The following is a 25,238-nucleotide window of genomic DNA, read 5'->3' as shown; positions in this document are numbered from 1 at the left end:
CCGGCCGCGTCAGCGTCGGGGGGTTCCGGTGGACCACAGGGCCCACAGGACGAGCACGGGCTGGAAGAACAAGCGGATCAGGCGCTTACGGTCGGTGTCGAGACCGAAGGCACTGCGCTTGCCGAGATACTGGGCGATGTTGCCCGGGAAGACGGCGGCGAAGAACAGTGCGGCCAGGCGGCCGACACGGACGCGGTCGCGGTTCGCCACGGCGAGTCCGGCGCCGAGCATGATCTCGACCCCGCCGGACGCCATGACCACGCCGTCCTTGTCCATCGGCACCCAGTCGGGCACCTGGGCCTGGAAGTCCTTGCGGGCCCAGAAGAGATGGCTCAGTCCGGCGAAGACGAGTGAGGCAGCCAGCAGATAACGCGCGAGGGTCCGGGCTCGTGTCGTGGGCGGAGCAGGGGCTTCGGTCGGGGGAGTTATCTGAACTTCGCTCATGATCACGAGCGTACGGACTGTACGGTGCTCGCGACGGGGATCGCGTCGCGAGCACCGTAGGTCACGTCAGGCGATGCGTTCGAATACAGCGGCGAGCCCCTGGCCGCCGCCGATGCACATCGTCTCGAGTCCGTAGCGACCCTCACGACGATCGAGTTCGCGCAGCAAGGTGGCGAGGATGCGTCCGCCGGTCGCGCCCACCGGATGTCCGAGGGAGATGCCGGAGCCGTTGGGATTCAGGCGCGAGTCGTCGGCCTCGATGCCCCACGAGCGGGTGACGGCCAGGGCCTGTGCGGCGAACGCCTCGTTGAGTTCGATGACGTCCATGTCGGCGAGCGTCAGTCCGAGGCGGCCGAGCGCCTTCTCGCTGGCGGGCACCGGGCCGATGCCCATGGTGCGCGGCGGCACACCGGCCACCGCCCAGCTTGCGAGGCGGGCCAGCGGACGCAGACCCAGCGCCGCGGCCTTCTCTGTGGTGGTGACGATCGCGAGGGCGGCACCGTCGTTCTGGCCGCTGGCGTTGCCGGCGGTGACGGTGGACTCGGGGTCGATCTTGCCGCGGATCGGGCGCAGCTTGGCGAGGGTCTCCATCGAGGTGTCGGCGCGGGGGTGCTCGTCGGTGTCGACGACGAGCGGATCGCCCTTGCGCTGCGGCACGCTCACGGACACGATCTCCTGCGCGAACACACCGTTCTTCTGCGCGGCGACGGCCCGCTGGTGCGACTGCACGGCCAGGGCGTCCTGGTCCTCACGGCTGATGGAGAACTCGGCGCGCAGGTTCTCGGCGGTCTCGATCATGCCGCCGGGCACGGGGAAGTCGCGTCCGCCGGCGGTGACGCGGGCACGGGCCAGGCGATCGGACAGAGCGACGGCTTCGCCCTTGACGCCCCAGCGCATGCCGGTGGCGTAGAACTCGGCCTGGCTCATCGATTCGGCGCCGCCGGCGAGGATCAGGTCGCTCGCGCCGGTCTGCACCTGCATGACGGCCTGCACGATCGCCTGCAGACCCGAGCCGCAGCGACGGTCGACCTGCAGGCCCGGAACGTCCACCCCGAGGCCGGCGTTGAGGGCGGCGACGCGGCCGAGGGCGGGGGCCTCACCGTTGGGGGAGGCCTGGCCGAGGAAGACGTCGTCGATGTCGGAACCGGTGATACCGGTGCGGGCGACGAGTTCGCGGATGACGGTGGCCGCGAGATCCTCGGGGGCGATGTCCTTCAGGACGCCGCCGAACCTACCTACCGGGGTGCGCAGGGGTTCGCAGATCACTACGTCGGTCATGATGTACCTCGATCGGGGTTGTTCACTGGTGGGTCTGGGTGCGGGCGAGATCGGTGGAGATCGCCCCGGCGGTGGCGAGCAACGCCGGGACGAGCTCGTCGTGCACGGTCTCCATCCGGTAGCGGGCCGCGTGGGTCGACAGGTTCACCGACGCCACAACGGTTCCCGACGCATCGCGGATGGGCGCGGCGAGCGAGCGCAGGCCCTCCTCGAGTTCCTGGTCGACGATGCAGTATCCGTTGCGTCGTACCGTGGCGATCTCGGCGCGCAATTCCTCGGCGGTGGTGACGGTGTTGCCGGTGATGGGAGCGAATTCGGCGCGCGCGAGGTAGGCGTCGAGTTCGTCGTCGTTCAAACCGGCGAGCAGTACCCGTCCCATGGAGGTCGCGTAGGCGGGGAAACGGGTGCCGAGGGTGATGGTGACGGTCATGATGCGGCTGACGGGAACTCGTGCGACGTAGACGACGTCGGTGCCGTCGAGCACCGACACCGAGGTCGATTCCTTGACTTTCTCGGCGAGCGCCTCGAGATGGGGTCGCGCGACCTCCGGCAGCGTCAGTGCCGACAGGTAGCTGTAGCCGAGTTCGAGCACCCGTGGGGTGAGCCAGAACTGGGATCCGTCGGTGCGGACGTAACCGAGTTCGATGAGAGTCAACAGGAATCGGCGCGCAGTAGCGCGGGTGAGTCCGGTCGCGCGGGCGACGTCGGAGAGCGACTGCCGCTGGGCGTGCGCACCGAAGGCCTTGATGACCGACAGGCCACGTGCCAGCGACTGTACGTAATCGGGCGACGCCCCCGGGTTCTCGCGAACGACCTCGGGGGCGGTGACGTCGGGAGTGCTCACGAGCCCGCACCTCCCTCGGTGTCGGCGAGTGCCTGCTTGCCGAGCGCGAATGCCCGGTTGCTGTTGGGGACACCCGCGTAGACCGCGGTGTGCAGAAAGACCTCGACGAGGTCGTCGGGATCGATCCCGGCGCGCAGGGCTGCACGGATGTGCATGTCGAGTTCGTGCTCGTTGCCGACCGCGGTGAGGATCGCGAGGGTCAACAGCCGGCGGGTGCGGTGGTCCAGACCCGGACGCGCCCAGATGTCTCCCCACGCGGTGCGGGTGATGAAATCCTGGAAGGGCCGGGTGAATTCGGTGGCCGACTCGATGGACCGGTCGACGTGTGCGTCACCGAGGACGGATCGGCGCACCCGCAGACCCTCCTCGAACGCCGCGGTGCGGTGTGCGGCGGACGGCGTGACGCGCGACGAGATGTGCTCGCGGATCAGCTTCGTGACCCGTCCTGCCTGCTCCACGTTGGCGAGGTGTGCGCCGGGGGAGAGGACGTGGAAGGTGGAGTCGGCGATTCCGTCGGCCAGTTGCTGCATCGTCGACGGCGGGGTGGCGGGGTCCTGCTCACCGGCGATCACCAGGGTGGGCGCGACGATCCGGGCGAGGTCGGGACGGCCGTCCCAGGTCGCCAGTGCCTCGCAACACGCGGCGTAGCCCTCGTCGGTGGTGCCCTTCACCATCTCGACGTGGCGGGCGACGAGCTCCGGATCGTGTTCGGCCAGTTCCGGAGTGAACCACCGCGAGACGATCGAATCGGCGATCGAGGCCAGGCCGTCGTTGCGGACCGATGCCGCCCGGTCGTACCAGGGCTGGGCGGGCTGGAAGGCCGGCGAGGTGCACAGCAGCGTCAGCGTGCGCACGCGCTCGGGGTGATGCGCCGCGAGCCACTGCCCGACGGCACCGCCGAGCGACAGTCCGACGTAGTGCACGGCGCCGAGTTCGAGCGAGTCGAGCAGGGCGACGACGTCACCGGCGAGTTCCTCGATCGTGTAGGGACCGGACGGCGCGGGCGATGCGCCGTGCCCGCGATGGTCGGCCGCGACGACGTTCCAGTCGGTCGCCAGGGCGTGGATCTGCGGTCCCCACATCGACAGGTCCGAACCCAGCGAACCGAGGAACAGGACGGTCGGCTTCGTGGGGTCGCCGTACTGTTCGTAGTTGAGCGTGACGGTCATCGGGCATCTCCTGTGGTTCGGTTCGTGCTGTCGTGACGGGCGAGAACGCGATCGACGATGTCTGCGGCATGGCAGAGATAGCGCGTGGGATCGAGAAGTTCGCGCACGTCCTGCGGGTCGAGATGTGCGGTGATGACGGGATCCTCGTCGAGCGACCTACCGGCGACCGCCGCATCGGTGACGATCGAGCGGGCGTCGTCGGTGTGTTCGGCGAGTGCGGCCGTGACCTTCTCGGCGAGGATCGCCCCTCCGGTGAGCGCGAGATTGCGGTCGAGCGCGTCGGTGTGGACGTGCAGACCGTTCAGGCTCGTCGAGAGTTGGTGCGCGGCACCGCCGGTGAGGCGCAGGATGTCGGCGAGGGTCTCCCATTCGGCGTGCCAGGCGCCGGCGGCCCGCTGGAACTCGTGGTCGGTCGACGACAGGATCGTCGAGACGAGACCGGGAACGCGCCGGGCAGCGGCGCGCGCGGTGATCGCCGCGACGGGATTGCGCTTGTGCGGCATGGCCGACGAACCGCCGGGCGCATCCTCGCTCACCTCACCGAACTCGGTGCTCGCCATGAGTACGACGTCGGTGGCGGGCTTGGCGACCGCGCCCGCGGCGACACCGAGTGTGCCCGCGAGGGTCGTGACGGGGGTGCGGGCGGTGTGCCACGGCGCGACGGGACGCGCGAGCCCGAGCAGGTCGGCGACCGCGTCGGCGAACGCGAAACCGTCGGGATGGACGGCGGCGAGCGTGCCGGCGGCTCCGCCGTACTGGGCGGGTAGGGCGGACAACACGCGGTCGAGTGCGCCGGCGGCGTCGTCGAGGGACAGGAGCCAGCCGGCGGCGAGCGCGCCGAAGGTGGTCGGCAGTGCCTGCTGGCCGAGCGTGCGCGCGACCATCGGTGTCTCGCGATGGGTGGCAGCGAGGCGGGCTGCGCCGTCGGCTGCGGAGCGCAGGTTCGCCAGGGCGATCCCTCCTGCGCGGCGGGCGAGCAGCATCAGCGCGGTGTCGAGCACGTCCTGGCTGGTCGCGCCGACGTGCACGGCGCGCGCAGGGGCGTCGGCGCGCTCGCGTAGCAGGGAGACCAGGGGGATGACGGCGTTGCCCCCCGCCGCGGACCGTCGACCGAGGTCGGCGGGATCGAGTTCTTCGGCGAGCGAGGCCGCGGCTGTCGCGACGGCGTCGGCGTGGGTGTTCTTGACACGGCCGAGTGCGGCGGCCGCGCGGGGCAGCGCGACCTCCACGTCGAGCAGGGCACCGATCCACGCGCGATCCGACAGGGCGACGCCGAGTTCGTCCGCGCCGAAGACGGGATCGAACAGCGGACCCCGATATCCGGGGTCGGGGGATGAGGGGGACACGGACCTCCGATCCGAAACGTTCGCTATGTGGACGGATGGACGCTATGCGAACAGGTTAGTGCGGCCGTTCTGCGCTTGCAACGATCCTACGCGGATTTGTTCGCATTGCGGACGGGAATTCACATGACGTACACCTGAGGGTATCGTGGCACACATGGACAAAGTCGTTGCCTCCGCCGCCGAGGCCGTAGCCGACATCCCCGACGGCGTCACGATCGCTGTCGGAGGGTTCGGTCTGGTCGGCATCCCCGAGATCCTCATCAACGCGTTGCTCGATCAGGGCGCCACCGACCTCGAGACCGTCAGCAACAACTGCGGTACCGACGGCTTCGGGCTCGGCCTGCTGCTCGAGAAGGGCCGCATCCGCCGCACCATCTCGTCGTACGTCGGCTCCAACAAGGAGTTCGCGCGCCAGTACCTCGCCGGTGAACTCGAAGTCGAACTCACTCCGCAGGGCACGCTCGCCGAGCGCCTGCGCGCCGGTGGTGCGGGCATCCCCGCCTTCTTCACCCCGGCAGGCGTCGGAACGGCCGTCGAGGAAGGCGGACTCCCGCTGCGCTACGACGGTCACGGCGGCATCGCCCTCGCGTCGCAGCCGAAGGAGACCCGGGAGTTCGACGGCGAAACCTACGTGCTCGAACGCGGCATCGTCGCCGATTACGCGCTCGTGCACGCCTGGAAGGGCGACCGCCACGGCAACCTCGTCTACCGAGCAAGCGCCCGCAACTTCAACCCGCCGGCCGCCGCCTCGGGTCGCATCACGATCGCGCAGGTCGAGCACCTCGTCGAACCCGGCGAACTCGACCCCAACGAAATCCACACGCCCGGCATCCACGTGCAGCGTGTCGTACACGTCGGCCCCGTCGAGGTCGGCATCGAGAACCGGACGGTGCGCTCATGACACAGGCAACGAAGAAGGGGCTGACCCGCGAGGAGATGGCGGCACGCGTCGCCAAGGAACTCGAGGACGGCCAGTACGTCAACCTCGGAATCGGCATGCCCACCCTCGTGCCGAACTACCTCGAATCCGGCGTCGAGGTCATCCTGCACTCGGAGAACGGTGTGCTCGGCGTCGGCCCGTACCCGACCGAGGACGAACTCGACCCCGAGCTCATCAACGCCGGCAAGGAGACGATCACCGCGATCCCCGGCGCGTCGTACTTCGACTCGGCGCAGTCGTTCGGCATGATCCGCGGCGGCCAGATCGACGTCGCCGTCCTCGGCGCGATGCAGGTCTCCGCCAAGGGCGACATCGCCAACTGGATGGTGCCCGGTGCGATGGTCAAGGGCATGGGCGGTGCGATGGACCTCGTCCACGGCGCGAAGCGCGTCATCGTGATGATGGATCACGTCACCAAGAAGGGCGACCCGAAGATCCTCGAGGAGTGCGTCCTGCCGCTCACCGGTCGTGGATGCGTGCAGCGCATCATCACCGACCTCGCGGTCATCGACGTCACCGACGAGGGACTGAAGCTCGTCGAGACGGCACCCGGCGTGACCACCGAGGACGTCGTCGCTGCGACGGCGGCGAAGCTGATCGTCTGATCGGACGACGACGGGGCCGGGCGCGAGAAGATCTCACGCCCGGCCCTCTCGTCTCTCAGTCGTAGTCGTCGTTGTCTGCCGTGAGCTCCGGGGCGTCGGGTTCCGGTTCCTCTCCACCCACCTCCGGGATCAGTTCGTAGCGGTGCCCGAACGACTCGGCCAGCGCCTGCAGGATCGCCACCACCGGCACGGACACCAGAGCCCCCACCGGGCCGAACAGGGTGGCGCCGACGATCACCGAACCGAACGCCACCGCCGGGTGGATCGACACCGTGCGGGCCGTGATGCGCGGATGCAGCACATAGTTCTCGATCTGCTGGTAGACCGTGCCGAAGGCAATCACCCACACGCCGTCGAGCGGTTGCTGCACCGCGGCGATGAGCGCGGGGAGCCCGATCGCGAGATAGGTGCCGAGGGTGGGGATGAACTGCGAGACCACCCCGGTCCAGATCGCGAGGGGCAGCCAGTACGGAACCCCGATGATGAGGAAGAAGATTCCGGTGAAGATCGACGCCGCGGCGGCGAGGATCAACCGGGAGACGACATAGCCGCCGGCCTTCTCCACCGAGGTCTCCCACACGTTCGCGATCAGCTGCTGCTGCCGGGCCGGGAACCAGCTCGCGATCGTCCGGCGCATCTTCGGCCCCTCGGCCGACATGTAGAAGACGAACAGCAGCATCGTCAGGATCTGGAACAGGGCACCGACCAGAGTGCTGAGGACGCCGAGGACACCGGGCGTGAACCGTTGTGCTAGATCGCGAACCGTATCGGGCGTGATCTTGAACAGTTCGTCCCCGGTCTTGAAGTTGGTGTCGAAGGTGCGGTTCGCCCAATCGGTGATGCGTGTGAGCGCATCCGGAAGTGTGGTGAGCAACTGGGCGATCTGGTCGAACAGGAGCGTGCCGAACACCGCGAAGAACCCGATGGTGAGTGCGATCAGGGAGAACAGCACGAGGCCGGTGCCGGCACCGCGACGCATCCCGAACCGTTCGAGGCGGTCGACGATCGGTTCGATGGTGATGCTGAACAACCACGCCAGGAACAGCAGGCCGAGGAAACCCTTCAGATTGTGGAAGAGCCAGCCCGACATCTGATAGAAGGCGACGGCCAGCAGAACACCGACGATCGTGGGCCGGAGCCAGCGGGGAGTTCGTGGTCGATCGGCGACGGTTGCGCGCTTGGCCATCACACCCTCCCGCTCTGCAGAGACTCTGCCGCGAAATCTACTCGGTGAGCGCGGCCGGGGGAGCCGTACCGAGGCCGAGGAGCATTCACAAAAGAACCGGCCCGGACTCGTGTGAGTCCGGGCCGGTCGGTGGTAGCGGGGACAGGATTCGAACCTGCGACCTCTGGGTTATGAGCCCAGCGAGCTACCGAGCTGCTCCACCCCGCGTTGCATGTCCAACCATACACGACTTCCGAGGGTGCTCCGACCACCCCTCGTCCGGGCCGCCGAATCGAGGGGGAGGTTGTGTGCGACTTCCGCGGTTCCGACGCACACAACCTCCCCTGGCTTCGCCTCCCGACAGCCGCGGTCGTCGTCAGAACAACGGCCCGCCCCCGAAGATGTCCCGGTGTGAATCGGGTTGGTTGCCTTCGGCGTCCACGATGCCGTAGTCGAGTGCGGTTTCGGCGGTGATGAGGGTGCGACCGCTGCGCGCGTTCACCTCGGGGTCGGCCGCGAGCGCGACGATCACCCGTCCGATGAACTCCGGTGTCTCGGCGTTGGCCAGCGAGAAGCCCTCGAAGTTGTCGATGCCGCGGGCGAGCATGGCCTCGTTCTTCACCAGCCCCGGCCACAGCGACAGGGTGGTCACCCCGGTGCCGCGGAGTTCGACGGCCATATCGGCGGCCATCTTGTCCAGGCCCGCCTTCGACATGCCGTACAGCACCGAATGCAGGTAGCCGCGGGTGCCGAACGACGAGATATTGATGATCATCCCGCTGTTGCGCGGCACCATCAGTTGCGCGGCTTCGACGGAGGCGACGTAGTGCGCGCGGAGACCGACGCCGATCAGGCTGTCCCAGTCGCTGATCGGACGCTTCCAGAACGGTTCGGAGAACCCGGCGAACCCCGGCGGTGACGCCCACACGTTGTTGACGAGCAGGTCGAGGCGGGAGGCCTGCTCGTCGGCGATCCGGCCGAACAGTTCGTGGATCTGCGCGTCGTCGCGGTGGTCGCACTGCACCGCGATGCCGTACCCGCCGCGTTCGGTGACCTCCGCCGCGGTGCGGTCGAGCGGTCCGTCGACGCCGACGGGGCCGCGGGCGGTGACGTAGACGGTCCAGCCGTCGGAGCCGAGCGCGCACGCGATGCCCTTGCCGACGCTGCGACTCGCGCCGGTGACCAGCGCGACCTTTGCTTCTGCCATCACTGCACCACTTCCACGTCGTCGGTGAGAGCCCGCTGGATCGACCACAGCACCTTCACGTGGCAGCGGGAGATCTTCCATTCGCCGTTCTCGACCACGTAGTCGTCGTCGTAGTCGAGCGCGGTGACCCGTTCGGTGCGCGCACGCAGATCCACCTGCCGAAATCGCAGCGTCCAGGCGCCGGTCGCGGTGTCGGACCCGGTCAGGTGGATGCTCGGATGCATGCCGTGATGCATGTCGAGCACGACGTAGCGGTCGTCGACCCGTTCCAGAGCGATCCGGGAGTAGATGTCGACCAGGGCGTCGGCATCGTCGCAGCTGCCCAGCGCCGGTCCGTAGTAGATGTCGGCGCCGTGCGCGACGAAGCATGCACGCATCGCCTCCGGGTCCTTGGCGTCGCACGCCCGGAAGTAGCGATGCTTGAGCATCCTGATCTCTTCGAGGGCTTCGAGTCGGGCCAACCGTTGTTCGACGGTGTCCATCGGGTGCCTTCCGGTCGGGGACGAACGGTGTCCCGGACCCTAGCCCGCTACCGCGAGACCGGCGGTGCGATGTTCCCACTCACCGGGTGGGCGCACGCGTCTCAGCCCTTCAGCTTCCATTCCGCGAGATCGACTGCGGTAGAGATCGCTTCGAGCAGCACGGCCATACGTTCGGCCGGACCCGGTGCGGCGAGAACCGCGTACCGGTCCGCTTCGCCCATCGGTACGTACCGGGCGAGCGCGAACAGTCGCGCCCCGGGATCCTCCGGTAGTTCGGTGGTGGCGGGAGGCAACGGAGCACGGCCACCCGTGAGGCGGTCGAGCACCCCGTACAACCGGCCCATCGGTCCGGTGATCGCGGCGAAATCCACCGGCCCCGAATCGGTGTCGGGCCAGGGCTCCACCTCGGCGATGGGGTAGGGATCGTCGGGCAACCATCGGGTGACGCGAATGCGTTCCTCTGCAATGCATTCGAGTTCGCGGCGGCCTGCACCGACCTCGGCGTCGACCATGATCCGCGCGACGGTGCCGACGTCGTGTCGCTGCTCGCCTCCGCCCACCTCGTGTCCCCGGGCGATGAGAACGACTCCGAAGCGGGGGCCGTCCGGCGATGCCGTGCAGTCCTGGACGAGTTGCTGGTATCTCGGCTCGAAGATGCGCAACGGCAGGGCGGACCCGGGAAGCAGCGCGGTGCCGAGCGGGAACATGGGCAGTGTCGGCATCAGGGCATCCTCAGGCGCGGGGTCGGGGGAGCGGGGATCGGTTCGTCGCGAGCGATCTCGGTGAGCAGATGATCGGCCCAACTCGCCAGGCCGTCGATGTCGAGCCGGTACGGCGGTTCGTCCTCGTAGTGCCGCACCCGCGCCTGTCCCTGCTTCAACAGTGACTCCGCGCCGGTGGGGTTGCCCCGGAGCAGGTGGGTCAGCCCCACGGCGAGCTGGGCGAGGCCCTGCCACAGGGGACGTTCCTCGGGTGGTGCCTTCTTCCACATTGCCTCGAAGACCTCGTGGGCATGGAACGGAAAACCGTGGTCGAGGAGACGCTGACCTTCAGCGATGGTCTCCTCGACATCCAGATCGAGGTCTTCGGGAACACGTTCGACGCCTTCTTCGCCCGGCGGCAACGGACGCCCCAGGGCGTCGCGCGGACGCGCGTTCTGCGGCCTGCCGTCGGGTGTGCGGTCCCGGTCCGTCATGTCGCCAGCCTAGACGAACGGCCGCTTCGGGAAGGGATCACTGGCGTCGCAGAACGCCGCTCCGACCCTCGTGCGAGGGCCTGCGCATCCGGGACAGTTGCGCCGACAGTTCCCGGACGAAAGCGTCGACGGTGCCCGGTGCGACGCGGAGGTCGGGACCGGGGACGAAGAGATACCGGCCGTCGCCCACGACGTCGACCCAGCCGATGTCGGCGACGGGTGTGTACCCCGGATTCGAGTACCGCAGGATGCGGATACTGCCGGTGGCCGTGCGCTCGCGACGCAGCAACCGGCGCAACGACTCTGCGTGCGTGCCACCCGCCGGACGACGGACAGCGCCGAATTCGGACGGCTCGAGCACATCCCGGCTCGGCGCGGTGCGTGCCGGTTCGCGGCCCGGCGCCACGACCGGCAGGTGTCCGACGATCGCACCCGCGAGATCGGTGGTCGTGGTGATGCGGATGTCGCCCGCGGCAGGCGCCTGACGGGCGAGGACGGCCTGCTCGCCGGTCGCGGCGGCACGGACGAAGACCTCGTAGGCCGGGTCGGTGGAGCGGCCGTAGACCTCCACCGCGACCTCCCCGATCAGCAGGATCCGCATCGCGTCGTCGAGGGCAGGGTCGGGTGTCTCGTGCAGCCACGTGCGGGCGGCCTGGAGGTTCGCGGCGTGCTCGTCCTCCCATATCGCTGAGGTGCGATAACGCAGTGGGAAGGGGAACTCGTCGCCGCCCGCGGCGGTCCACGCCGCCAGGAATCGGTCGGGTGTGAGATGCCGGTCCATAGCGTTCAGGCCCCCAGAACCGGCGGGGCGGGGTCGGGCAGCGACCCGATCAGTTCGTTCCCGTTCTCACCGGTGACGAGATAACCGGCCGCGCGTTTGTCCTGCTCGTCGCCGCGGGACGAGGCCGGCGGGATCATTCCCGGCATCATGCCGAACGGACGGGCGCCGGCACCCCGCGCTGCGGCGGCACCGGGCCCACCGGCGACACCACCGGCGGGCGCAGCTCCGGCGACGAGCGGAGCGGGACCCGCCGCGGGCGATGCGCCCGCAGAGCCGACCCCCCCGGCGCCCGGTAGGCCACCGCCGACACCTCCGCCCGACCCGGAGGGCGGCGAACCGTACGACTGACCGGTCGGGCTCGCGGAGTTGCCGCTCGCGGCCGGGGAGGTGGATGCAGGAGTGGTCGCTGCGGACTCGTTCGAACCCACGCCACCTGCCGAATCGGTACCTTCCGCCCGGCCGTCCGTGCCTTCACCGGACGGCGGTGCGTCCGTACGGTTCTCCGCTTCCGTGGCGGGCTGCCCACCCGGACGTTCTCCGTCCCCGCCCGGGATTCCCGTCGGGTCGCCGGCGGTCCGGGCGCCGCCGACACCTGGTGTGCTGTAACCCTGGGGAACGAATGCCTCCGTGGCGCGACTCGTCGTGGCGGCATACGGGGAGGGCAGGACCGGAACCGCCGTGCCGGAATCGCGGTAGTACGGCTTGTAGAGGGCTTCCATCACCCGCACGGCCTGGGCGCGAACGGCTTCCTCCTGGCGGGCGGCAGCAGCACCTGCGACGGGATCGAGCGCGTGCAGCACCGACGACGTAATCACCGTGGGTGGAGGCACGGACGCTCGCACCCGTTCGCCGACGTCGGCGGCAATACGGAGTTTCTCGGACGTCGCGCGTGCGGCATCGGACAACTGTTGTGCGGATTCGCCGAATCGCACCGTCGCGCCCATCGCGGCGTCGGCCGCCGGACCCTCCCAGTGTTGGCCGATGAGCTTGCGGATCATCAGCGTTCCCCACGCGACGGTGAGGCTGAAACCCTTTCCGAGTTCGGCCCATTCGGTGGCCAGGGTGGTCATCGCGACGGGATTGATGCTCTGGGCGAGCCGGTGGATGTCGGCATGCTCCATGCCGTGGAAGTTCTCGAATGCTGCGATGTATTCGGGATCGACTCCCGCGTCGATGCGCGCGGCCAGCGCGTCGTAATTGGACTGCCGGCGGGCGACGGAGTCGGGGGCTGGGGCGTCGACCCCGAGCGACACCAGTAGTCGGTCGACGACGTTGTCATTCGTGGACATGGACGACAGCTCCCCCTCGATGCTCTCGCGTCTCGAGGAGCCGACGGCGGCGCGATATCCCCCTGCCCACGTAGATCCCCCCGATCCGATGGTGGCGACGATGCTAACGCACGGCACCGACCAGACGCAGGGCAAGATCGGCATACAGGTCGCTGATCGTCGCGGCGTCGTCGTAGCGGCCCGAGGGATACCAACGGCACACGTCGACGCAGAGCGACATCAGGGCGAGAGTGACACCTTCGGCATCCGGGAGGGTGAACTCGCCCGAGACGTGGCCGGCGTCCACGACACCCCGCACGACCTGCGTGGTCTGCCGTCGTAGTCCGACGATCGTGCGGTAGTGCTCGCGGTCGAGCGCGGCCAGCTCGTACTGGATGACCCGGCTCCATCGGTGGTTCTCCGCCTGCCAGGCGGCGAAGCGGCCGATGACGGAGGCGAGCCGAACGGACGGCTCGGCATCGGGGCGGTCAGCGTTCTCGACGACCTGCAGGGCGAGCGCGTGTCCCTCGTAGGCGATGGCGAAGAGTAGCTCCTCCTTGGACGGGTAGTGCGGATACATCGCGGCGGGACTCATGCCGAGTCGCGCCGCGATCCGGCGCGTCGTGGTGCCGCCGTAGCCGTGCTCCGCGAACTCGTCTATCGCGGCCGTGCGGATGCGAGCCGCGGCCTTGGATCCGCCGACGACGTCGTCCCATGCATCACTCACGAGAGCGCTTCCGTTCTGTCCGGTTGGTGTTGACAAGCCCGCTACGGCATCGCACGATAAGCGAGCGCTTAGAAATAAGCCAGTGCTTATCGACTTGGTAACGGTGGGTGCGACGCGGGGTCCTCTCCGCGCTGCAACGCCCGCGGCAACATAGGATCCGCCGAAGAGAAGAATAGGAACTGGCTCTGAAAGGCAGTGCTGTCCAATCAAATTGGATACAGGCTGTTTGGTGGATGAGAAGGCGGTCGGCTATACAGTTCCTGTAGGCCCCGTCACAGCGAGGAGATGACGTATGTCCGTGCTCGACCGCTTCCGTCTCGACGGCCGCGTTGCCATCGTCACCGGTGCCTCTTCGGGCCTCGGTGTCGCATTCACCCGAGGGCTGGCCGAGGCAGGGGCCGACGTCGTGCTCGCCGCACGCCGCCTCGACCGTCTCGAGGAGACCGCCGCGCTGGTCCGGGAGGCCGGACGGCAGGCCGTCACGGTCGAGACCGACATCGCCGATCCCGAACAGGCGCAGCGCATGGTCGATCATGCGGTCGAGCAACTCGGCCGGGTGGACATCCTCATCAACAATGCCGGTATCGGCACCGCCGTGCCCGCCACCAAGGAGACCCCCGAGCAGTTCCGGCAGGTCATCGACATCAACCTGAACGGATCCTATTGGGCGGCACAGGCCGTCGGCCGTGTGATGCAGCCCGGTAGCTCGATCGTCAACATCTCGTCGGTTCTCGGTCTCACCACGGCAGGCCTGCCGCAGGCCGCGTACTCGGCCAGTAAGGCGGGCGTCATCGGCCTCACGCGCGACCTCGCGCAGCAGTGGGGAGCACGCAAGGGAATCCGCGTCAACGCCATCGCACCCGGCTTCTTCCGGACGGAGATGACGGACGAATACCAGCCCGGATACCTCGACTCGATGAAGCAGCGAATCATCCTCGGCCGGACCGGCGATTCCGAGGAGATCGCGGCCACCGCAGTCTGGCTGGCATCCGACGCCGCCGCCTACGTCACCGGTCAGACCATCGCCGTGGACGGCGGACTCACCATCACCTGACGGCACCACCCATCCCCCAACGGAGGAACGCTATGAGCACACAGCCCCGCACTGCCATCGTCACCGGAGCCGCACGCGGCATCGGCGCAGCCGTAGCGAAGCGGCTCGCCGGCGACGGCTACCGGGTCGCCGTCCTCGACCTCGACGAATCCGCCTGCCAGGACACCGTTTCGGCTATCGAGTCCGCCGGTGGCAAGGCACTCGCCGTGGGCGCCGACGTCTCCGACGAGAAGTCCGTCGCCGCTGCCGTCGAGAAGGTCGCCACCGAACTCGGCGAGCCCACCGTCCTGATCAACAACGCCGGCATCACGCGCGACAACCTGCTGTTCAAGATGACGGTCGAGGACTGGGACGCCGTCATGAACGTGCACCTGCGTGGCGCCTTCCTCATGACGCGTGCCGTCCAGAGCTACATGGTCGACGCCAAGTTCGGTCGCATCGTCAACCTCTCGAGCACCTCGGCCCTCGGCAACCGCGGCCAGGTCAACTACTCCGCTGCCAAGGCCGGCATGCAGGGCTTCACGAAGACCCTCGCAATCGAGCTGGGCAAGTTCGGTGTCACTGCCAACGCCATCGCGCCGGGCTTCATCGCCACCGAGATGACCGCCGCGACCGCCGAGCGTCTCGGCCTGTCGTTCGACGACTTCAAGTCGAACATCGCGGCCGACATCCCGGTCGGCCGTATCGGCGAGGTCGACGACATCGCCCACACCGCATCGTTCCTCGCGTCCGAGGGCGCGGGCTTCGTGTCCGGTCAGGTCATCTACGTGGCCGGTGGCCCGAAGGCCTGATCCCCTTCCGTACATCCGTGCCGCCGCGTCCCATCCGGGACTGCGGCGCCGCGGTCTTTTCTGTTGCGGATCGAACGGAACGGCCCGACCGTGTCGGTCGCCTCGGTTGACCTCTCCGGCATGAGCGAGAAGGTCAAGGGGCCCCAGTCGTACTTTCCGTCGATCGAGCAGAAGTACGGACGCCCGATCGAGGAGTGGAAGAACATGATCCGCGCCTCGGATCTCGCCGAGCACATGGAGCTCGTGAACTGGCTGAAGCAGGAACACGGGATGGGCCACGGGCACGCGAATGCTCTCGTCGCCCACACTCTGAAGGAACAGAAGTCCGAGTGACGAGAGCGTCCGACTACGCCAGCCGCGGGGGTGCGGTGCGGTAGGTCGCAGGGGTGGCGCTGAGCCGGATCGGGTTGGCGATCTGACGAAGCGGAGCGTCCCGGTCGGGATCGTCGATCGACACCACCGGCGACAAGCCGAGTCGTTCGGCGAGCGCGACCGCGTCAGCGATGTCGTTGAGCGGTCCGCATGGCACCCGGGCTGCGGTCAGAGCGTCGAACCACGCGTCGGCGGTGTCCGTCGACAGCAATTCGTCGAGGATCTTCGTCAGCTCCTCCCGGTTCGCGACGCGGGCGGTGTTCGTGGTGAACCGCTCGTCGGTGGCGAGTTCGGGTGCGCCGAGAACCGCGACCAGGGAATCGAATTGACGGTCGTTGCCCACGGCGAGGACGAACGGCCGGTCTGCCGTGTGGAACACCTCGTAGGGCGCGATGCTCGGATGGCGATTGCCCATCGCCTTCGGCACCACCCCTGCCGCGACGTAGCCGGACGATTGGTTCGCCAGCGCCGACAACAGGGACGACAGCAGGTTCACCTCGACACGCTGGCCCTCGCCGGTGCGGTCGCGGTGCCGTAGCGCGGCGAGAATGCCGAGCGCAGCGTGCATTCCGGTGATGATGTCGACCACGGCGACACCGACCTTGGTGGGTGTCGCATGGTCGGGCCCGGTGATGCTCATCAGACCGCCGACGGCTTGGATGAGCAGGTCGTAACCGGGCAGGTCGTTGTGCCCGCCGAAGCCGGTGATCGAGGTGTAGACGATGCCGGGGTCGAGTTCCCGGACCTGCTCGTATCCGAGCCCGAGCCGAGTCATCGTGCCGGGCAGGAAGTTCTCGACGACGACATCGGCGCGGGCGACGAGATCGCGTGCCTGCTCCAGTCCTTCGTCGGTGGTCAGGTCGATGGCCACCGATTTCTTGTTGCGGTTGACGCCGAGGAAATAGGTCGACTCGTCGCCGGCCCAGGGTGGTCCCCAGTGCCGGGTGTCGTCCCCGAAGCCGGGTCGTTCGATCTTGACGACCTCTGCCCCGAGGTCGGCGAGCAGCATGGTGGCGTAGGGACCGGCGAGCACGCGACCGAAGTCGGCGATCACCAACCCTTCCAACGCTCCGCTCACCGGAAGGCTGCCTCACCGGTCAGCGCCTTGCCGATGGTCAGCTGATGGACCTCGGAGGTGCCCTCGTAGGTCAGCACCGATTCGAGGTTGTTGGCGTGACGAATGACGGGGTACTCGAGCGTGATTCCGTTGGCGCCGAGTATGGTCCGGCACTCGCGGGCGATGGCGATGGCCTCACGCACGTTGTTGAGCTTGCCGAGGCTGACCTGCTCCGGGGCGATCTCGCCGCGGTCCTTGATGCGACCGAGGTGGTAGGCGAGCAGGTGGCCCTTGCCGACCTCGAGCGCCATGTCGGCGATCTTGGCCTGGGTGAGCTGGTAGCCGGCGAGCGGCTTGTCGAACACTTCGCGGGACTGCGAGTACTCGACGGCGGTCTCGAGGCAGTCGCGGGCGGCACCGATGGCACCGAAGACGATGCCGAAGCGGGCCTCGCCGAGGGAGGTCAGCGGTCCGCGCAGACCCTCGGCCTTCGGCATCATCGCCGAGGAGGGCAGACGCACGCCGTCGAGGATGAGCTCCGATGTGACCGAGGCGCGCAGCGACATCTTGGAGTGGATCTCCGGTGCGGAGAAACCGGGGGTGTCGGTGGGGACGACGAAGCCGCGGATGCCCTTGGCGCCTTCTTCGAGGTCGGTCTGCGCCCAGACGACGGCGACGTCGGCGATCGAGCCGTTGGTGATCCACATCTTGGTGCCGTTGAGGATCCAGTCGTCGCCGTCGCGCTTTGCGTTGGTGCGCATCCCGGCGGGGTTGGAACCGAAGTCGGGCTCGGTCAGGCCGAAGCAACCGATGGCCTCACCGGCGGCCATGCGGGGGAGCCATTCCTGCTTCTGCTCCTCGCTGCCCCAGTGGTGGATGGAGAACATCGCCAGCGAGCCCTGCACGGACACGAGGCTGCGGATGCCGGAGTCGACGGCCTCGAGTTCGAGGCAGGCCAGGCCGTAGGCGGTGGCGCTCATGCCGGCGCAGCCGTAGCCGTCGAGGTGCATGCCGAGCACACCGAGCTGTCCGAGTTCCTTGGCGAGCTCGCGTGCCGGGAGCTTGGCTTCCTCGAACCACTGGGCCACGTGCGGGCGGATGCGCTCGTTGCCGAACTTGCGGACGGTGTCGCGGATGTCGATCTCCTCCTGCTCGAGCAGGGAGTCGAGGGCGAACAGCTGGGTGAGCGACTGAGCGTTGGACATGGCCTTCTCCGGTGGTCGAGGAAACGTTTGTCAGAACGATTGTGAGAACGTTTGCGCGATCGATTGCATGGCCTACGCTAAAGACACGTTCCGGGCACGTCAACCCCGGAACGCGAACTCGATGCCGTACGAGCAGGAGAGCCGCATGCCCCGTCCCGACCGCGCCCCGACGCTCAAGGAGATCGCCGAGCGCGCCGGTGTCCACGTCTCGACGGCATCCCGTGTGCTGCGCCAGCCCGAACCGGTCGACGGCTGGTCGGACTCGGCACTACGGGTGCGGGAGGTCGCGGCCGAACTGGGATATCGCCCCAACCTGTGGGCGGCGAGCTTGCGGACCCGCAAGACCACGACCCTCGGTGTCGTCATGCCGCGACTCACCGACGGCGTGGTCGCCACGACCTACCAGGGCATCGAGGAAGCCGCCACGAAAGCGGGCTACTCGGTACTGCTGTCGAGCCCACCCGACGACCTCGAGGCACAACGTCGCGCCATCGCGCTGCTCGTGGGCCGGCAGGTCGACGGTCTGCTGCTGAGCAGCATGCACCTCCCGGGTGGTCCGTTCGTCGAGTCGCTGGTACTCGGATCGCTGCCCATCCTCGCGGTCCCCCGGCACGCCGATGCGGGGTTGCCGTTCGTGGTGGGCGACGACTACCGGGGTGGAGCACTGGCCGCCCGGCACCTTCTCGACCGCGGCTACGACGACCTGGCGATCATCGCCGGCCCCGACCACGCCAGCACCGCCCGCGACCGCCGCGACGGCTTCGTCGACACCCTGAAGGAAGCGTCGGTGGCCCTGCCGCCCGAGCGGATCGTGCGGTCGAGCTTCGACGTCGCCGGGGGTGTGGAGGCCGCGCGTGCGCTGCTGGATCGCCCCGACCGGCCCCGTGCGATCTTCGCGGTCAGCGACACCATTGCCATCGGTATCCTCGGTGTCGCCCGCGACCTGGGTCTGGTCATCCCCGGCGATGTCGCCGTCGTCGGTTACAACGACATCCCTGTCGTCGCGCAGCTGCCGGTTCCGCTCACCACCGTGCGATCGCCCGCGCACGATATCGGGGTGACGGCCATCGAGCGGCTCCTCGAACTCGTGCGAAATGGAGAAACGGAATCGACGCGACTTCCCGTCGAACTCGTGGTGCGCGCCTCGAGCTGAGCGATCTCACCCGTTACCGCGGCCACTGTTCCCGTTGCCGGTGTTCCCGTTCCCATTGCCGTTGTTGCCGTTGCGGTTCCCGTTGTTCCCCTGCGAGTTTCCGTTACCGTTGTTGTTGCCGGGTCCGCTGTTCCCACGGGACTCGGATTCGGACCTCGTGGGCCCGGCATCCGCCGGCGGTGCGACAGGAGCGGGTACGACGGGCGGAACCACGGGGGGTTCGTCCGCTGTGCGCGCCGGGACGACCGTGGATTCGGGGGTCGCAGGGAGCTCGGTGGTGGCCGGTACCCGTTCGGGCGTCGCTGCGGACGTGCCCGGCGTTCGGGTCTCCGGTGTGGCCGCCGGCGGGGAGGCGCCCCGCCCGAATCCGAGCGCGAGACCGCCCACGGCGAGCGCTCCGACCAGCGTCAGACCCGCTGCGACGAGAACTCCACGTGAACGGTCCGTGCCTGCAGTGGTCGTCGGTCCGCCGATCTCACTCGCCGGCAGGAAGGCTGTCGCAGCGCGGTTTCCGTCGGAATTCTGCAATGCCGCGAGCATCTCGTGCGCACTGCGGAACCGGTCGGAAGGCTCTCGTGCCATGGCCCGTTCGATCACTGCGACGAACCCCGGATGGGCGTCCGGGCGGAGATCGGCGAGTGGCCGCGGACGGTCGTGCGTGATGGCCCGTGCCAGCGCGAGGATGTTGTCCTCGGCGAACGGCCTCCGCCCGCACAGGCACTCGTAGCCGACGACCCCGACCGCGTACAGATCGTCCGTCACGGACGCGGGGTGTCCGGTGATGCGGTCCGGGCTCAGATAGGCGACGGTCCCCACGAGTTCACCGGTGTGGGTGAGGTCGTCGCCGACGCTCTTCGCGATACCGAAGTCGGCGACCTTGATCTCGCCGTTCTCTGTGATGAGCACGTTCGCCGGCTTGATGTCCCGGTGGAGGATCCCCGCACCGTGCGCGGCGACGAGCGCCTCGAGAATTCCGGCGAGCACCGTGCGCACCCGATCGGCGGGTAGGGGTCCGCGGGTGATGTCGTCGGCGAGGGTCCGCCCGGAGAGCCGTTCCATAACGATGTAAGGACGTCCGTCGTGTTCACCCGTGTCGTACACGGCGACGATGCAAGGGTGGTTCAGGGCCGCGGCGGCCCGGGCCTCGACTTCGAAACGACGTCGTACGTCCGGTCTGCTGCAGACCTCCCGTCCGAGCAGTTTGACGGCGACGGGCCGGTGGAGGCGGGGGTCCCAACCGTCGTGGATCTCGCCGCTGCCGCCCACGCCGAGCAGACCGCTCAGCTCGTAGCGGCCGTCGAGAACTTTGTGGACGGTCACAGGTCGACGGTAGCCGTTCGAAGGGGGGAGTAAACAAAATGCGCTGGTGGGAGGATGTGTGCCCGAGCTTCATCCGTGATCTTCACCCGGTGCTCGTAACGCGCTTGTAATTCGTGCCGATCTCATGCCCGGGAGAACCACGCTGCCGGAGGGTCTGGATGAAGACGATTGTGCGAGCCGGGATCGTCGCCGGCATGGCAGCTGCATCGATGGTGTGGCCGGTGTCCGCGATGAGCGACCCGGGTAGCGAGCAGGGCATCCGATACGTCGCGCTCGGTGACTCGCGTGCCGCCGGACCCTACCTCGACGCAGCGGCGATGCTCAGCGGATGTGCCCGCGCGGATGCGGGATATCCGAACCTCGTCGCGGGTTCGCTTCAGACCGTCAGCTTCGTCAACGTCGCGTGTTCGGGTGCACGCACCGAGCACATCACGTCCGTCCCGCAGCAGACGTCGACCGGATCGGTCCCGCCGCAGATCGATTCGCTCCCTCCGGACACGAATCTCGTCACGCTGAGCATCGGCGGCAACGATGTCGGCTGGGCGGGGCTCGTCTCGGCCTGTTACACCGAGCTTCCGGGCGGCGATGCGCACTGCCGCACCGATCCGGGCACCACGTCGCGCATGGACACCGCCCTGAGTGCACTCGGACCGAAGCTCACCGCGACACTCACCGCCGTCCAGCAACGCGCACCACGCGCACGGGTTTTGCTGGTCGGGCACGGCGGTGTTTTCGGCAACCGGGGTTGCTGGCCCAACATCCCCACCAGCGATGCCGACGCCTCCTTCGTGACGAACTTCTTCGTGCGGATGAACCGAGTACTCGCCCGCTCCGCCGGCGAGGCCGGTGCCGAGTTCGTCGACGTCATGGCCGGATCCGAAGGACACGACGCGTGTGCGCCCTCCGAGCAGCGCTTCTACGAGGGACGGCAGTCGCTGTCGCTGGCGAAGGCACTGCACCCTACCGCTGCGGGGATGCGGCACATGGCGCAGCGGGTGACGAACGTCTGGTACCAGCGAAGCTAGGAACCGACGACCAGCGACGTTTCGTTCGCGACACTCGCCGGACACGACAGCGAAAAAGTGGAATGCTGCACTCCACTGCGTGCTCACATCCGTCGAACCGGTCCTGCGCGGGAGGCCTCGATGACGATCTACCGACAACAGCTCGGCGGAACCGGTTACGTCTTCGACGGCCTCGTCGACCTGCTCGGGAAAGCCTCTCCGCGCCGCTCGGGCGATGAACTCGCCGGATGCGCTGCCACCTCGGATGCAGAACGCGCCGCGGCACAGCTGGCCCTCGCCGACCTCCCGCTGACCACCTTCCTCACCGAGGCAGTCGTCCCGTACGAGACCGACGAGGTCACCAGGCTGATCGTCGACACCCACGACGCGACGGCCTTCGCGCCGGTCTCGCACATGACCGTCGGGGAACTGCGCGACCACCTCCTGGAGGTCGCGGCCCGACCGGACTCCGCCGACGTGCTCGCGGCACTCGCGCCGGGACTCACCCCGGAGACGGTCGCCGCGACCAGCAAGATCATGCGCAATCAAGACCTCATCGCGGTCTCCCGCGCTGCGACGGCGACCAGCGCGTTCCGCACGACCATCGGATTGCCCGGGCGGCTCGCGACGCGCCTGCAACCGAACCATCCCGTCGACGACCCGCGTGGGGTCGCCGCGTCCGTCCTCGACGGCCTGCTGATGGGATGCGGCGACGCGGTCGTCGGCATCAATCCGGCGAGCGACTCGCCGCACGCCGTGTCCGACCTGCTGCACCTGCTCGACGAGATCCGGCAACGATTCGAGATTCCCACCCAGTCGTGCGTGCTGACCCACGTCACCACCACCATCGATCTGATCGAGAAGGACGCACCCGTCGACCTGGTGTTCCAATCGGTCGCCGGCACCGAGGGCGCCAACCGCAGCTTCGGTGTGGACCTCGCAGTGCTGCGGGAGGGCAACGAGGCCGGCAGGTCGCTGCGACGGGGGACCGTCGGCAACAACGTCATGTACTTCGAGACCGGGCAGGGTTCGGCGTTGTCGTCGGGAACCCATTTCGGAACCGGTGGCAGGCCGGTGGATCAGCAGACCCTCGAAGCGCGCGCGTATGCCGTTGCGCGCGAGTTCGAACCGCTGCTCGTCAACACCGTCGTCGGGTTCATCGGACCGGAATACCTGTACGACGGCAAGCAGATCATCCGCGCGGGTCTCGAAGACCAGTTCTGCGGCAAACTCCTCGGCCTGCCGATGGGTGTGGACGTCTGCTACACCAATCATGCCGAGGCCGATCAGGACGACATGGACACCCTGCTGACCCTGTTGGCCGTTGCCGGAACAGCATTCGTCATCACAGTGCCGGGTGCCGACGACGTGATGCTCGGCTATCAATCGCTGTCGTTCCACGACGCGCTGTACGTGCGGGAGGCCGCCGACCTGCGGCCGGCACCGGAGTTCGAGGACTGGCTACGCAGGCAGGGTATGGCGGACGATATCGGTCGCATCCTGCCGGTGGACGTCGGCACGTCCCCTCTGCGCGCACTCGGAGGTGCCTTGTGAGCGACCTGTGGGACGAATTGCGCCGGAACACCCAGGCACGGATCGGCCTGGGACGCACCGGGAACAGCATCCCGACGCGCCGTCATCTGGAATTCGTGGCGGCCCATGCCGAGGCGCGCGACGCCGTGCACGTCCCGCTCGATGTGCATTCCTTGGCTCAGCGGGTTCGTGATCTCGGGCTCGGTGAGCCATTGATCGTGGAAAGCGCAGCAGGAGATCGCAGTACGTATCTGCGTCGCCCCGACCTCGGCCGGCAGCTCGCCGAGGGGACCACGCTGCCGCGAACAGAGGCCGATCTCGGTATCGCGCTGTGCGACGGGTTGTCGTCCACCGCTCTCGACGCCCACGGACCCGATCTGCTCGCGGCGATCGTCGCTGCCCTGCCCGGGTTGACCGTGGCGTCACCGGTGATCGCGACGCAGGCCCGCGTCGCGCTGGGCGACCATATCGGTGAGCGGCTCGGCGTCACGACGATGCTCGTGATCATCGGCGAACGGCCCGGCCTGTCGGTGGCCGACAGTGTCGGCGTGTACCTGACGCACCACCCGACGCCGGGACGCAGTGACGCCGAACGCAACTGCGTGTCGAATATCCACCCGCCCGGCGGGATGACCTACGAGCATGCAGCGCGCGTCGTCGCGGCCCTCGTGAACGGCGCGCGACAGTTGGGGGCCTCGGGGGTGGCGTTGAAGGACACCTCGCGGGATCCCGCACTCACCGACCCCGACAGCGGAGCGCGAAACGGTCAGCAGAGCGCGTAATAGCGCGCACCTATGACCACTTCGCGCTCTGCTGCCCTCGGTCGAGGGCGGAGGATTGCGCCGTTGTGTGCAGATTGCCAGGGTGCATCTCACTCGTCCCACTGCCTATGTTGCTGTGTCCGAGCAAGCTTCTCGAGAGGTAGACAACCTGAAGATGAGGCTCACAACCCTGCTGGTCGACCATCTGGGTTGTGAGCCTCACCTTTCAGTTGCGAACCTCGCTCCCGGCAGGGATGCCATCGCGATTGCGGGGTTTCTTCGCGACGGTCGTCGACGTCAGGAACAGGATTGCCGACGAGATCACCACCAACCACAATCCCCAGCCGATCTGGACGCCGATAGTCTCTCCGAAGAACTCGGCAGTGTGCGACGAGACGTCCATGATGTCGTAGATCGCGATACCCAGGCAGATCACACGCGCGGCGGGTGCGACCCACCGAATAACGGTCCCGCCGGCCGACCCCCCCGGAGAACAGTGTGAGCATCGCGACGGCAGACAGTACGCCCAGGATCAAAGTGATCATGCCGTCCCCCTCGAGGCCGTTCTTGGTGAAGGCCATGAAGCTTGCCCAGGGGCCGATGCTGCCGAGCATGATGCCGACGCTTGCGGCGAGCGACGCGATCAGATGTGCGTTGTAGCGCTGGTCGAAATCTCGAGTACTCATTGGGTCTCCTATTTGCGATTCGTGGAACTTGTTCGGGTCAAGCGGTTTCGGGAAGCGGGTTCTTCAACGAAGCGACGATGTTGTTCGCGATCGTCGACGCCACCTCCGGCGAAACGTTCGCGTCGTGGCAGCGCCTCGCCGCGACCGCCAGCCGATCGGCGACCTCGTTGAGCGGGTGTCCACTGTGCCCGCGCACCCACGAGAACTCGACAGTGCGACCCTTGATCCGATTCCGGATGCGCTCCACGACGTCCGCGATCTCGGGACGGCCCTCGTAAGTGCCCTCGATGCAGGCGAGGGCAAGCCGGCTGTCGGTGAGGATGTGCAGCTTGGGGTGCATGAAGCGAGCGACGGCCATGTCGATCGCGAGGAGTTCGCCTTCGAGGATCGAGCGGGCGTCGCAGGCCATCCGCATGTGATGTACACCGGCGTTCGATACGCAGCCGAGTCCGGTGCCGCGACGATTGCGAGCCTTCGATGCGTCGGTCGCGACCACCAGCGGCGGACGGGCCTCGAGTTCCGCCTCGCGGCGTGCTTCGTCCGCTGCGAGCAGAGCCGCGACGTGTGCCCCGATGGTGTCGGATGCGCGAGCGAGAAGCGCGCCGAACGGGCCGAAGGCCGTGTCGACGAACTGTGCGGCCGGGAACGACTCGGCGACGTCCTTCAAGGTGCGACGCAACACGCCGTCGGAGATGTGGACCCGGGCGGGTGAGGTCTGCGCCCGCCGGACCGCCGGACCGTCGCACCAGCGCTACCAAGCTCGTTATCGAGCAGATGGAGGCCATCGCACCCACCATGGCCGCATGACCTCCATCAACGGCCTCCCGTAACGACGAGGGGCGGTGCTCCGA

Annotated in this window: 27 protein-coding genes and 1 tRNA gene; 9 read left to right on the top strand and 19 right to left on the bottom strand. The window is 68.0% G+C overall.

Annotated features, from left to right (window positions below; all coding sequences use genetic code 11):
• Positions 1 to 9: 9 nt before the first annotated feature.
• The 5 genes from IM25_RS04760 to pcaB all read right to left on the bottom strand — a co-directional run bounded on the left by IM25_RS04760 (position 10) and on the right by pcaB (position 5,081).
• Positions 10 to 444 (bottom strand): DoxX family protein, encoded by a 435-nt coding sequence (locus tag IM25_RS04760; protein WP_174556246.1) that lies wholly within the window; start codon positions 442 to 444, stop codon positions 10 to 12.
• Between the two features lie 66 nt (positions 445 to 510).
• Entirely contained in the window at positions 511 to 1,722 is a 1,212-nt protein-coding gene (locus IM25_RS04755) for an acetyl-CoA C-acetyltransferase (RefSeq protein WP_024102334.1), read from the bottom strand.
• 22 nt (positions 1,723 to 1,744) lie between these two features.
• Positions 1,745 to 2,566: an IclR family transcriptional regulator gene (locus IM25_RS04750; RefSeq protein ID WP_006553186.1), complete on the bottom strand. Its 822-nt coding sequence runs from the start codon at positions 2,564 to 2,566 to the stop codon at positions 1,745 to 1,747.
• Positions 2,563 to 3,735 (bottom strand): bifunctional 3-oxoadipate enol-lactonase/4-carboxymuconolactone decarboxylase PcaDC, encoded by a 1,173-nt coding sequence (gene pcaDC, locus IM25_RS04745; protein ID WP_033097462.1) that lies wholly within the window; start codon positions 3,733 to 3,735, stop codon positions 2,563 to 2,565. Before pcaDC ends, IM25_RS04750 begins: the two co-directional genes overlap by 4 nt.
• Positions 3,732 to 5,081, bottom strand: a complete 1,350-nt coding sequence (gene pcaB, locus IM25_RS04740) for a 3-carboxy-cis,cis-muconate cycloisomerase (RefSeq protein ID WP_065995802.1) — start codon at positions 5,079 to 5,081, stop codon at positions 3,732 to 3,734. The genes pcaDC and pcaB overlap by 4 nt, the downstream gene beginning before the upstream one ends.
• A gap of 154 nt (positions 5,082 to 5,235) precedes the next feature.
• Here pcaB and IM25_RS04735 point away from each other — a divergent pair, with 154 nt between their 5' ends.
• Positions 5,236 to 5,982 (top strand): CoA transferase subunit A, encoded by a 747-nt coding sequence (locus tag IM25_RS04735; RefSeq protein WP_006553189.1) that lies wholly within the window; start codon positions 5,236 to 5,238, stop codon positions 5,980 to 5,982.
• A complete protein-coding gene (locus IM25_RS04730; RefSeq protein WP_019288227.1) occupies positions 5,979 to 6,626 on the top strand; it encodes a CoA transferase subunit B in 648 nt (215 codons plus the stop codon). The genes IM25_RS04735 and IM25_RS04730 overlap by 4 nt, the downstream gene beginning before the upstream one ends.
• 55 nt (positions 6,627 to 6,681) lie before the next feature.
• On the opposite strand, the gene IM25_RS04725 is transcribed toward IM25_RS04730, so the two are convergent.
• The 9 genes from IM25_RS04725 to IM25_RS04685 form a co-directional block, all read right to left on the bottom strand.
• Complete coding sequence (locus IM25_RS04725) at positions 6,682 to 7,812, bottom strand: AI-2E family transporter (protein ID WP_019288228.1); 1,131 nt, start codon at positions 7,810 to 7,812, stop codon at positions 6,682 to 6,684.
• 130 nt (positions 7,813 to 7,942) lie between these two features.
• Positions 7,943 to 8,019: transfer RNA gene (locus tag IM25_RS04720), tRNA-Met, on the bottom strand.
• 148 nt (positions 8,020 to 8,167) lie between these two features.
• Positions 8,168 to 8,998, bottom strand: a complete 831-nt coding sequence (locus IM25_RS04715) for an SDR family NAD(P)-dependent oxidoreductase (protein WP_065995801.1) — start codon at positions 8,996 to 8,998, stop codon at positions 8,168 to 8,170.
• Positions 8,998 to 9,480, bottom strand: a complete 483-nt coding sequence (locus IM25_RS04710) for a nuclear transport factor 2 family protein (RefSeq protein WP_019288230.1) — start codon at positions 9,478 to 9,480, stop codon at positions 8,998 to 9,000. Before IM25_RS04710 ends, IM25_RS04715 begins: the two co-directional genes overlap by 1 nt.
• A gap of 101 nt (positions 9,481 to 9,581) precedes the next feature.
• Positions 9,582 to 10,202: an LON peptidase substrate-binding domain-containing protein gene (locus IM25_RS04705; RefSeq protein ID WP_065995800.1), complete on the bottom strand. Its 621-nt coding sequence runs from the start codon at positions 10,200 to 10,202 to the stop codon at positions 9,582 to 9,584.
• Positions 10,202 to 10,675 (bottom strand): DUF309 domain-containing protein, encoded by a 474-nt coding sequence (locus tag IM25_RS04700; RefSeq protein ID WP_006553195.1) that lies wholly within the window; start codon positions 10,673 to 10,675, stop codon positions 10,202 to 10,204. The genes IM25_RS04705 and IM25_RS04700 overlap by 1 nt, the downstream gene beginning before the upstream one ends.
• 37 nt (positions 10,676 to 10,712) lie before the next feature.
• On the bottom strand, positions 10,713 to 11,456 hold the full coding sequence (locus tag IM25_RS04695) for an ESX secretion-associated protein EspG (RefSeq protein WP_065995799.1): 744 nt from the start codon (positions 11,454 to 11,456) through the stop codon (positions 10,713 to 10,715).
• Between the two features lie 5 nt (positions 11,457 to 11,461).
• Positions 11,462 to 12,745 carry a PPE domain-containing protein gene (locus IM25_RS04690; RefSeq protein WP_065995798.1) on the bottom strand — a complete coding sequence of 428 codons (1,284 nt, stop codon included), beginning with the start codon at positions 12,743 to 12,745 and terminating at the stop codon, positions 11,462 to 11,464.
• Positions 12,746 to 12,848: 103 nt separating this feature from the next.
• Positions 12,849 to 13,451, bottom strand: a complete 603-nt coding sequence (locus tag IM25_RS04685; protein ID WP_033097458.1) for a TetR/AcrR family transcriptional regulator — start codon at positions 13,449 to 13,451, stop codon at positions 12,849 to 12,851.
• 292 nt (positions 13,452 to 13,743) lie between these two features.
• Between IM25_RS04685 and IM25_RS04680 the strand changes: the two genes are divergently transcribed.
• The 3 genes from IM25_RS04680 to IM25_RS04670 all read left to right on the top strand — a co-directional run bounded on the left by IM25_RS04680 (position 13,744) and on the right by IM25_RS04670 (position 15,629).
• Positions 13,744 to 14,505 carry an SDR family NAD(P)-dependent oxidoreductase gene (locus IM25_RS04680; RefSeq protein WP_024102324.1) on the top strand — a complete coding sequence of 254 codons (762 nt, stop codon included), beginning with the start codon at positions 13,744 to 13,746 and terminating at the stop codon, positions 14,503 to 14,505.
• A gap of 32 nt (positions 14,506 to 14,537) precedes the next feature.
• Positions 14,538 to 15,296 carry a 3-oxoacyl-ACP reductase FabG gene (gene fabG / locus IM25_RS04675; protein WP_033097457.1) on the top strand — a complete coding sequence of 253 codons (759 nt, stop codon included), beginning with the start codon at positions 14,538 to 14,540 and terminating at the stop codon, positions 15,294 to 15,296.
• 120 nt (positions 15,297 to 15,416) lie between these two features.
• Entirely contained in the window at positions 15,417 to 15,629 is a 213-nt protein-coding gene (locus IM25_RS04670; RefSeq protein ID WP_006554713.1) for a DUF4287 domain-containing protein, read from the top strand.
• 13 nt (positions 15,630 to 15,642) lie between these two features.
• On the opposite strand, the gene IM25_RS04665 is transcribed toward IM25_RS04670, so the two are convergent.
• The gene (locus tag IM25_RS04665; protein WP_033097456.1) at positions 15,643 to 16,746 is read right to left on the bottom strand and encodes a CaiB/BaiF CoA transferase family protein; all 1,104 of its coding nucleotides are present in this window, start codon (positions 16,744 to 16,746) and stop codon (positions 15,643 to 15,645) included.
• Positions 16,743 to 17,930, bottom strand: coding sequence for an acyl-CoA dehydrogenase family protein (locus tag IM25_RS04660; RefSeq protein ID WP_019288237.1), 1,188 nt, complete (start codon positions 17,928 to 17,930; stop codon positions 16,743 to 16,745). Before IM25_RS04660 ends, IM25_RS04665 begins: the two co-directional genes overlap by 4 nt.
• A gap of 145 nt (positions 17,931 to 18,075) precedes the next feature.
• Here IM25_RS04660 and IM25_RS04655 point away from each other — a divergent pair, with 145 nt between their 5' ends.
• Positions 18,076 to 19,083: a LacI family DNA-binding transcriptional regulator gene (locus IM25_RS04655; protein WP_442971910.1), complete on the top strand. Its 1,008-nt coding sequence runs from the start codon at positions 18,076 to 18,078 to the stop codon at positions 19,081 to 19,083.
• Positions 19,084 to 19,089: 6 nt separating this feature from the next.
• On the opposite strand, the gene IM25_RS04650 is transcribed toward IM25_RS04655, so the two are convergent.
• Positions 19,090 to 20,403: a serine/threonine-protein kinase gene (locus tag IM25_RS04650; RefSeq protein WP_065995797.1), complete on the bottom strand. Its 1,314-nt coding sequence runs from the start codon at positions 20,401 to 20,403 to the stop codon at positions 19,090 to 19,092.
• A 158-nt stretch (positions 20,404 to 20,561) separates the two neighbouring features.
• Between IM25_RS04650 and IM25_RS04645 the strand changes: the two genes are divergently transcribed.
• The 3 genes from IM25_RS04645 to eutC all read left to right on the top strand — a co-directional run bounded on the left by IM25_RS04645 (position 20,562) and on the right by eutC (position 23,722).
• Complete coding sequence (locus tag IM25_RS04645; RefSeq protein ID WP_033097454.1) at positions 20,562 to 21,428, top strand: SGNH/GDSL hydrolase family protein; 867 nt, start codon at positions 20,562 to 20,564, stop codon at positions 21,426 to 21,428.
• A gap of 120 nt (positions 21,429 to 21,548) precedes the next feature.
• Positions 21,549 to 22,961 carry an ethanolamine ammonia-lyase subunit EutB gene (locus IM25_RS04640; protein WP_033097453.1) on the top strand — a complete coding sequence of 471 codons (1,413 nt, stop codon included), beginning with the start codon at positions 21,549 to 21,551 and terminating at the stop codon, positions 22,959 to 22,961.
• Positions 22,958 to 23,722, top strand: a complete 765-nt coding sequence (eutC, locus tag IM25_RS04635; protein WP_033097452.1) for an ethanolamine ammonia-lyase subunit EutC — start codon at positions 22,958 to 22,960, stop codon at positions 23,720 to 23,722. Before IM25_RS04640 ends, eutC begins: the two co-directional genes overlap by 4 nt.
• A 161-nt stretch (positions 23,723 to 23,883) precedes the next feature.
• Here the strand turns inward: eutC and IM25_RS25965 are convergent, their stop codons facing one another.
• Both IM25_RS25965 and IM25_RS04625 read right to left on the bottom strand, forming a co-directional pair.
• Positions 23,884 to 24,387 carry a hypothetical protein gene (locus IM25_RS25965; RefSeq protein WP_157126923.1) on the bottom strand — a complete coding sequence of 168 codons (504 nt, stop codon included), beginning with the start codon at positions 24,385 to 24,387 and terminating at the stop codon, positions 23,884 to 23,886.
• A gap of 37 nt (positions 24,388 to 24,424) precedes the next feature.
• Positions 24,425 to 25,069 carry an RNase H family protein gene (locus IM25_RS04625; protein WP_052040070.1) on the bottom strand — a complete coding sequence of 215 codons (645 nt, stop codon included), beginning with the start codon at positions 25,067 to 25,069 and terminating at the stop codon, positions 24,425 to 24,427.
• Positions 25,070 to 25,238 lie beyond the last annotated feature (169 nt).

This window comes from Rhodococcus sp. p52 (assembly GCF_000763325.2).
GTDB lineage: Bacteria > Actinomycetota > Actinomycetes > Mycobacteriales > Mycobacteriaceae > Rhodococcus > Rhodococcus pyridinivorans.
Note: the sequence above shows the minus strand (reverse complement) of the source record. Positions and strands in the feature narration are given on the sequence as shown.

Excerpts from the sequence above, each read along its gene's own strand:
- IM25_RS04705 (WP_065995800.1), bottom strand. The coding sequence starts at position 10,202 with ATGCCGACACTGCCCATGTTCCCGCTCGGCACCGCGCTGCTTCCCGGG.
- IM25_RS04715 (WP_065995801.1), bottom strand. The coding sequence starts at position 8,998 with ATGGCAGAAGCAAAGGTCGCGCTGGTCACCGGCGCGAGTCGCAGCGTC.
- IM25_RS04695 (WP_065995799.1), bottom strand. The coding sequence starts at position 11,456 with ATGGACCGGCATCTCACACCCGACCGATTCCTGGCGGCGTGGACCGCC.
- fabG (WP_033097457.1), top strand. The coding sequence starts at position 14,538 with ATGAGCACACAGCCCCGCACTGCCATCGTCACCGGAGCCGCACGCGGC.
- IM25_RS04755 (WP_024102334.1), bottom strand. The coding sequence starts at position 1,722 with ATGACCGACGTAGTGATCTGCGAACCCCTGCGCACCCCGGTAGGTAGG.
- IM25_RS04730 (WP_019288227.1), top strand. The coding sequence starts at position 5,979 with ATGACACAGGCAACGAAGAAGGGGCTGACCCGCGAGGAGATGGCGGCA.
- pcaDC (WP_033097462.1), bottom strand. The coding sequence starts at position 3,735 with ATGACCGTCACGCTCAACTACGAACAGTACGGCGACCCCACGAAGCCG.
- IM25_RS04680 (WP_024102324.1), top strand. The coding sequence starts at position 13,744 with ATGTCCGTGCTCGACCGCTTCCGTCTCGACGGCCGCGTTGCCATCGTC.
- IM25_RS04655 (WP_442971910.1), top strand. The coding sequence starts at position 18,076 with ATGCCCCGTCCCGACCGCGCCCCGACGCTCAAGGAGATCGCCGAGCGC.
- IM25_RS04660 (WP_019288237.1), bottom strand. The coding sequence starts at position 17,930 with ATGTCCAACGCTCAGTCGCTCACCCAGCTGTTCGCCCTCGACTCCCTG.
- IM25_RS25965 (WP_157126923.1), bottom strand. The coding sequence starts at position 24,387 with ATGAGTACTCGAGATTTCGACCAGCGCTACAACGCACATCTGATCGCG.
- IM25_RS04670 (WP_006554713.1), top strand. The coding sequence starts at position 15,417 with ATGAGCGAGAAGGTCAAGGGGCCCCAGTCGTACTTTCCGTCGATCGAG.
- IM25_RS04645 (WP_033097454.1), top strand. The coding sequence starts at position 20,562 with ATGAAGACGATTGTGCGAGCCGGGATCGTCGCCGGCATGGCAGCTGCA.
- IM25_RS04690 (WP_065995798.1), bottom strand. The coding sequence starts at position 12,745 with ATGTCCACGAATGACAACGTCGTCGACCGACTACTGGTGTCGCTCGGG.
- IM25_RS04725 (WP_019288228.1), bottom strand. The coding sequence starts at position 7,812 with ATGGCCAAGCGCGCAACCGTCGCCGATCGACCACGAACTCCCCGCTGG.
- IM25_RS04735 (WP_006553189.1), top strand. The coding sequence starts at position 5,236 with ATGGACAAAGTCGTTGCCTCCGCCGCCGAGGCCGTAGCCGACATCCCC.
- IM25_RS04710 (WP_019288230.1), bottom strand. The coding sequence starts at position 9,480 with ATGGACACCGTCGAACAACGGTTGGCCCGACTCGAAGCCCTCGAAGAG.
- IM25_RS04700 (WP_006553195.1), bottom strand. The coding sequence starts at position 10,675 with ATGACGGACCGGGACCGCACACCCGACGGCAGGCCGCAGAACGCGCGT.
- IM25_RS04760 (WP_174556246.1), bottom strand. The coding sequence starts at position 444 with ATGAGCGAAGTTCAGATAACTCCCCCGACCGAAGCCCCTGCTCCGCCC.
- IM25_RS04640 (WP_033097453.1), top strand. The coding sequence starts at position 21,549 with ATGACGATCTACCGACAACAGCTCGGCGGAACCGGTTACGTCTTCGAC.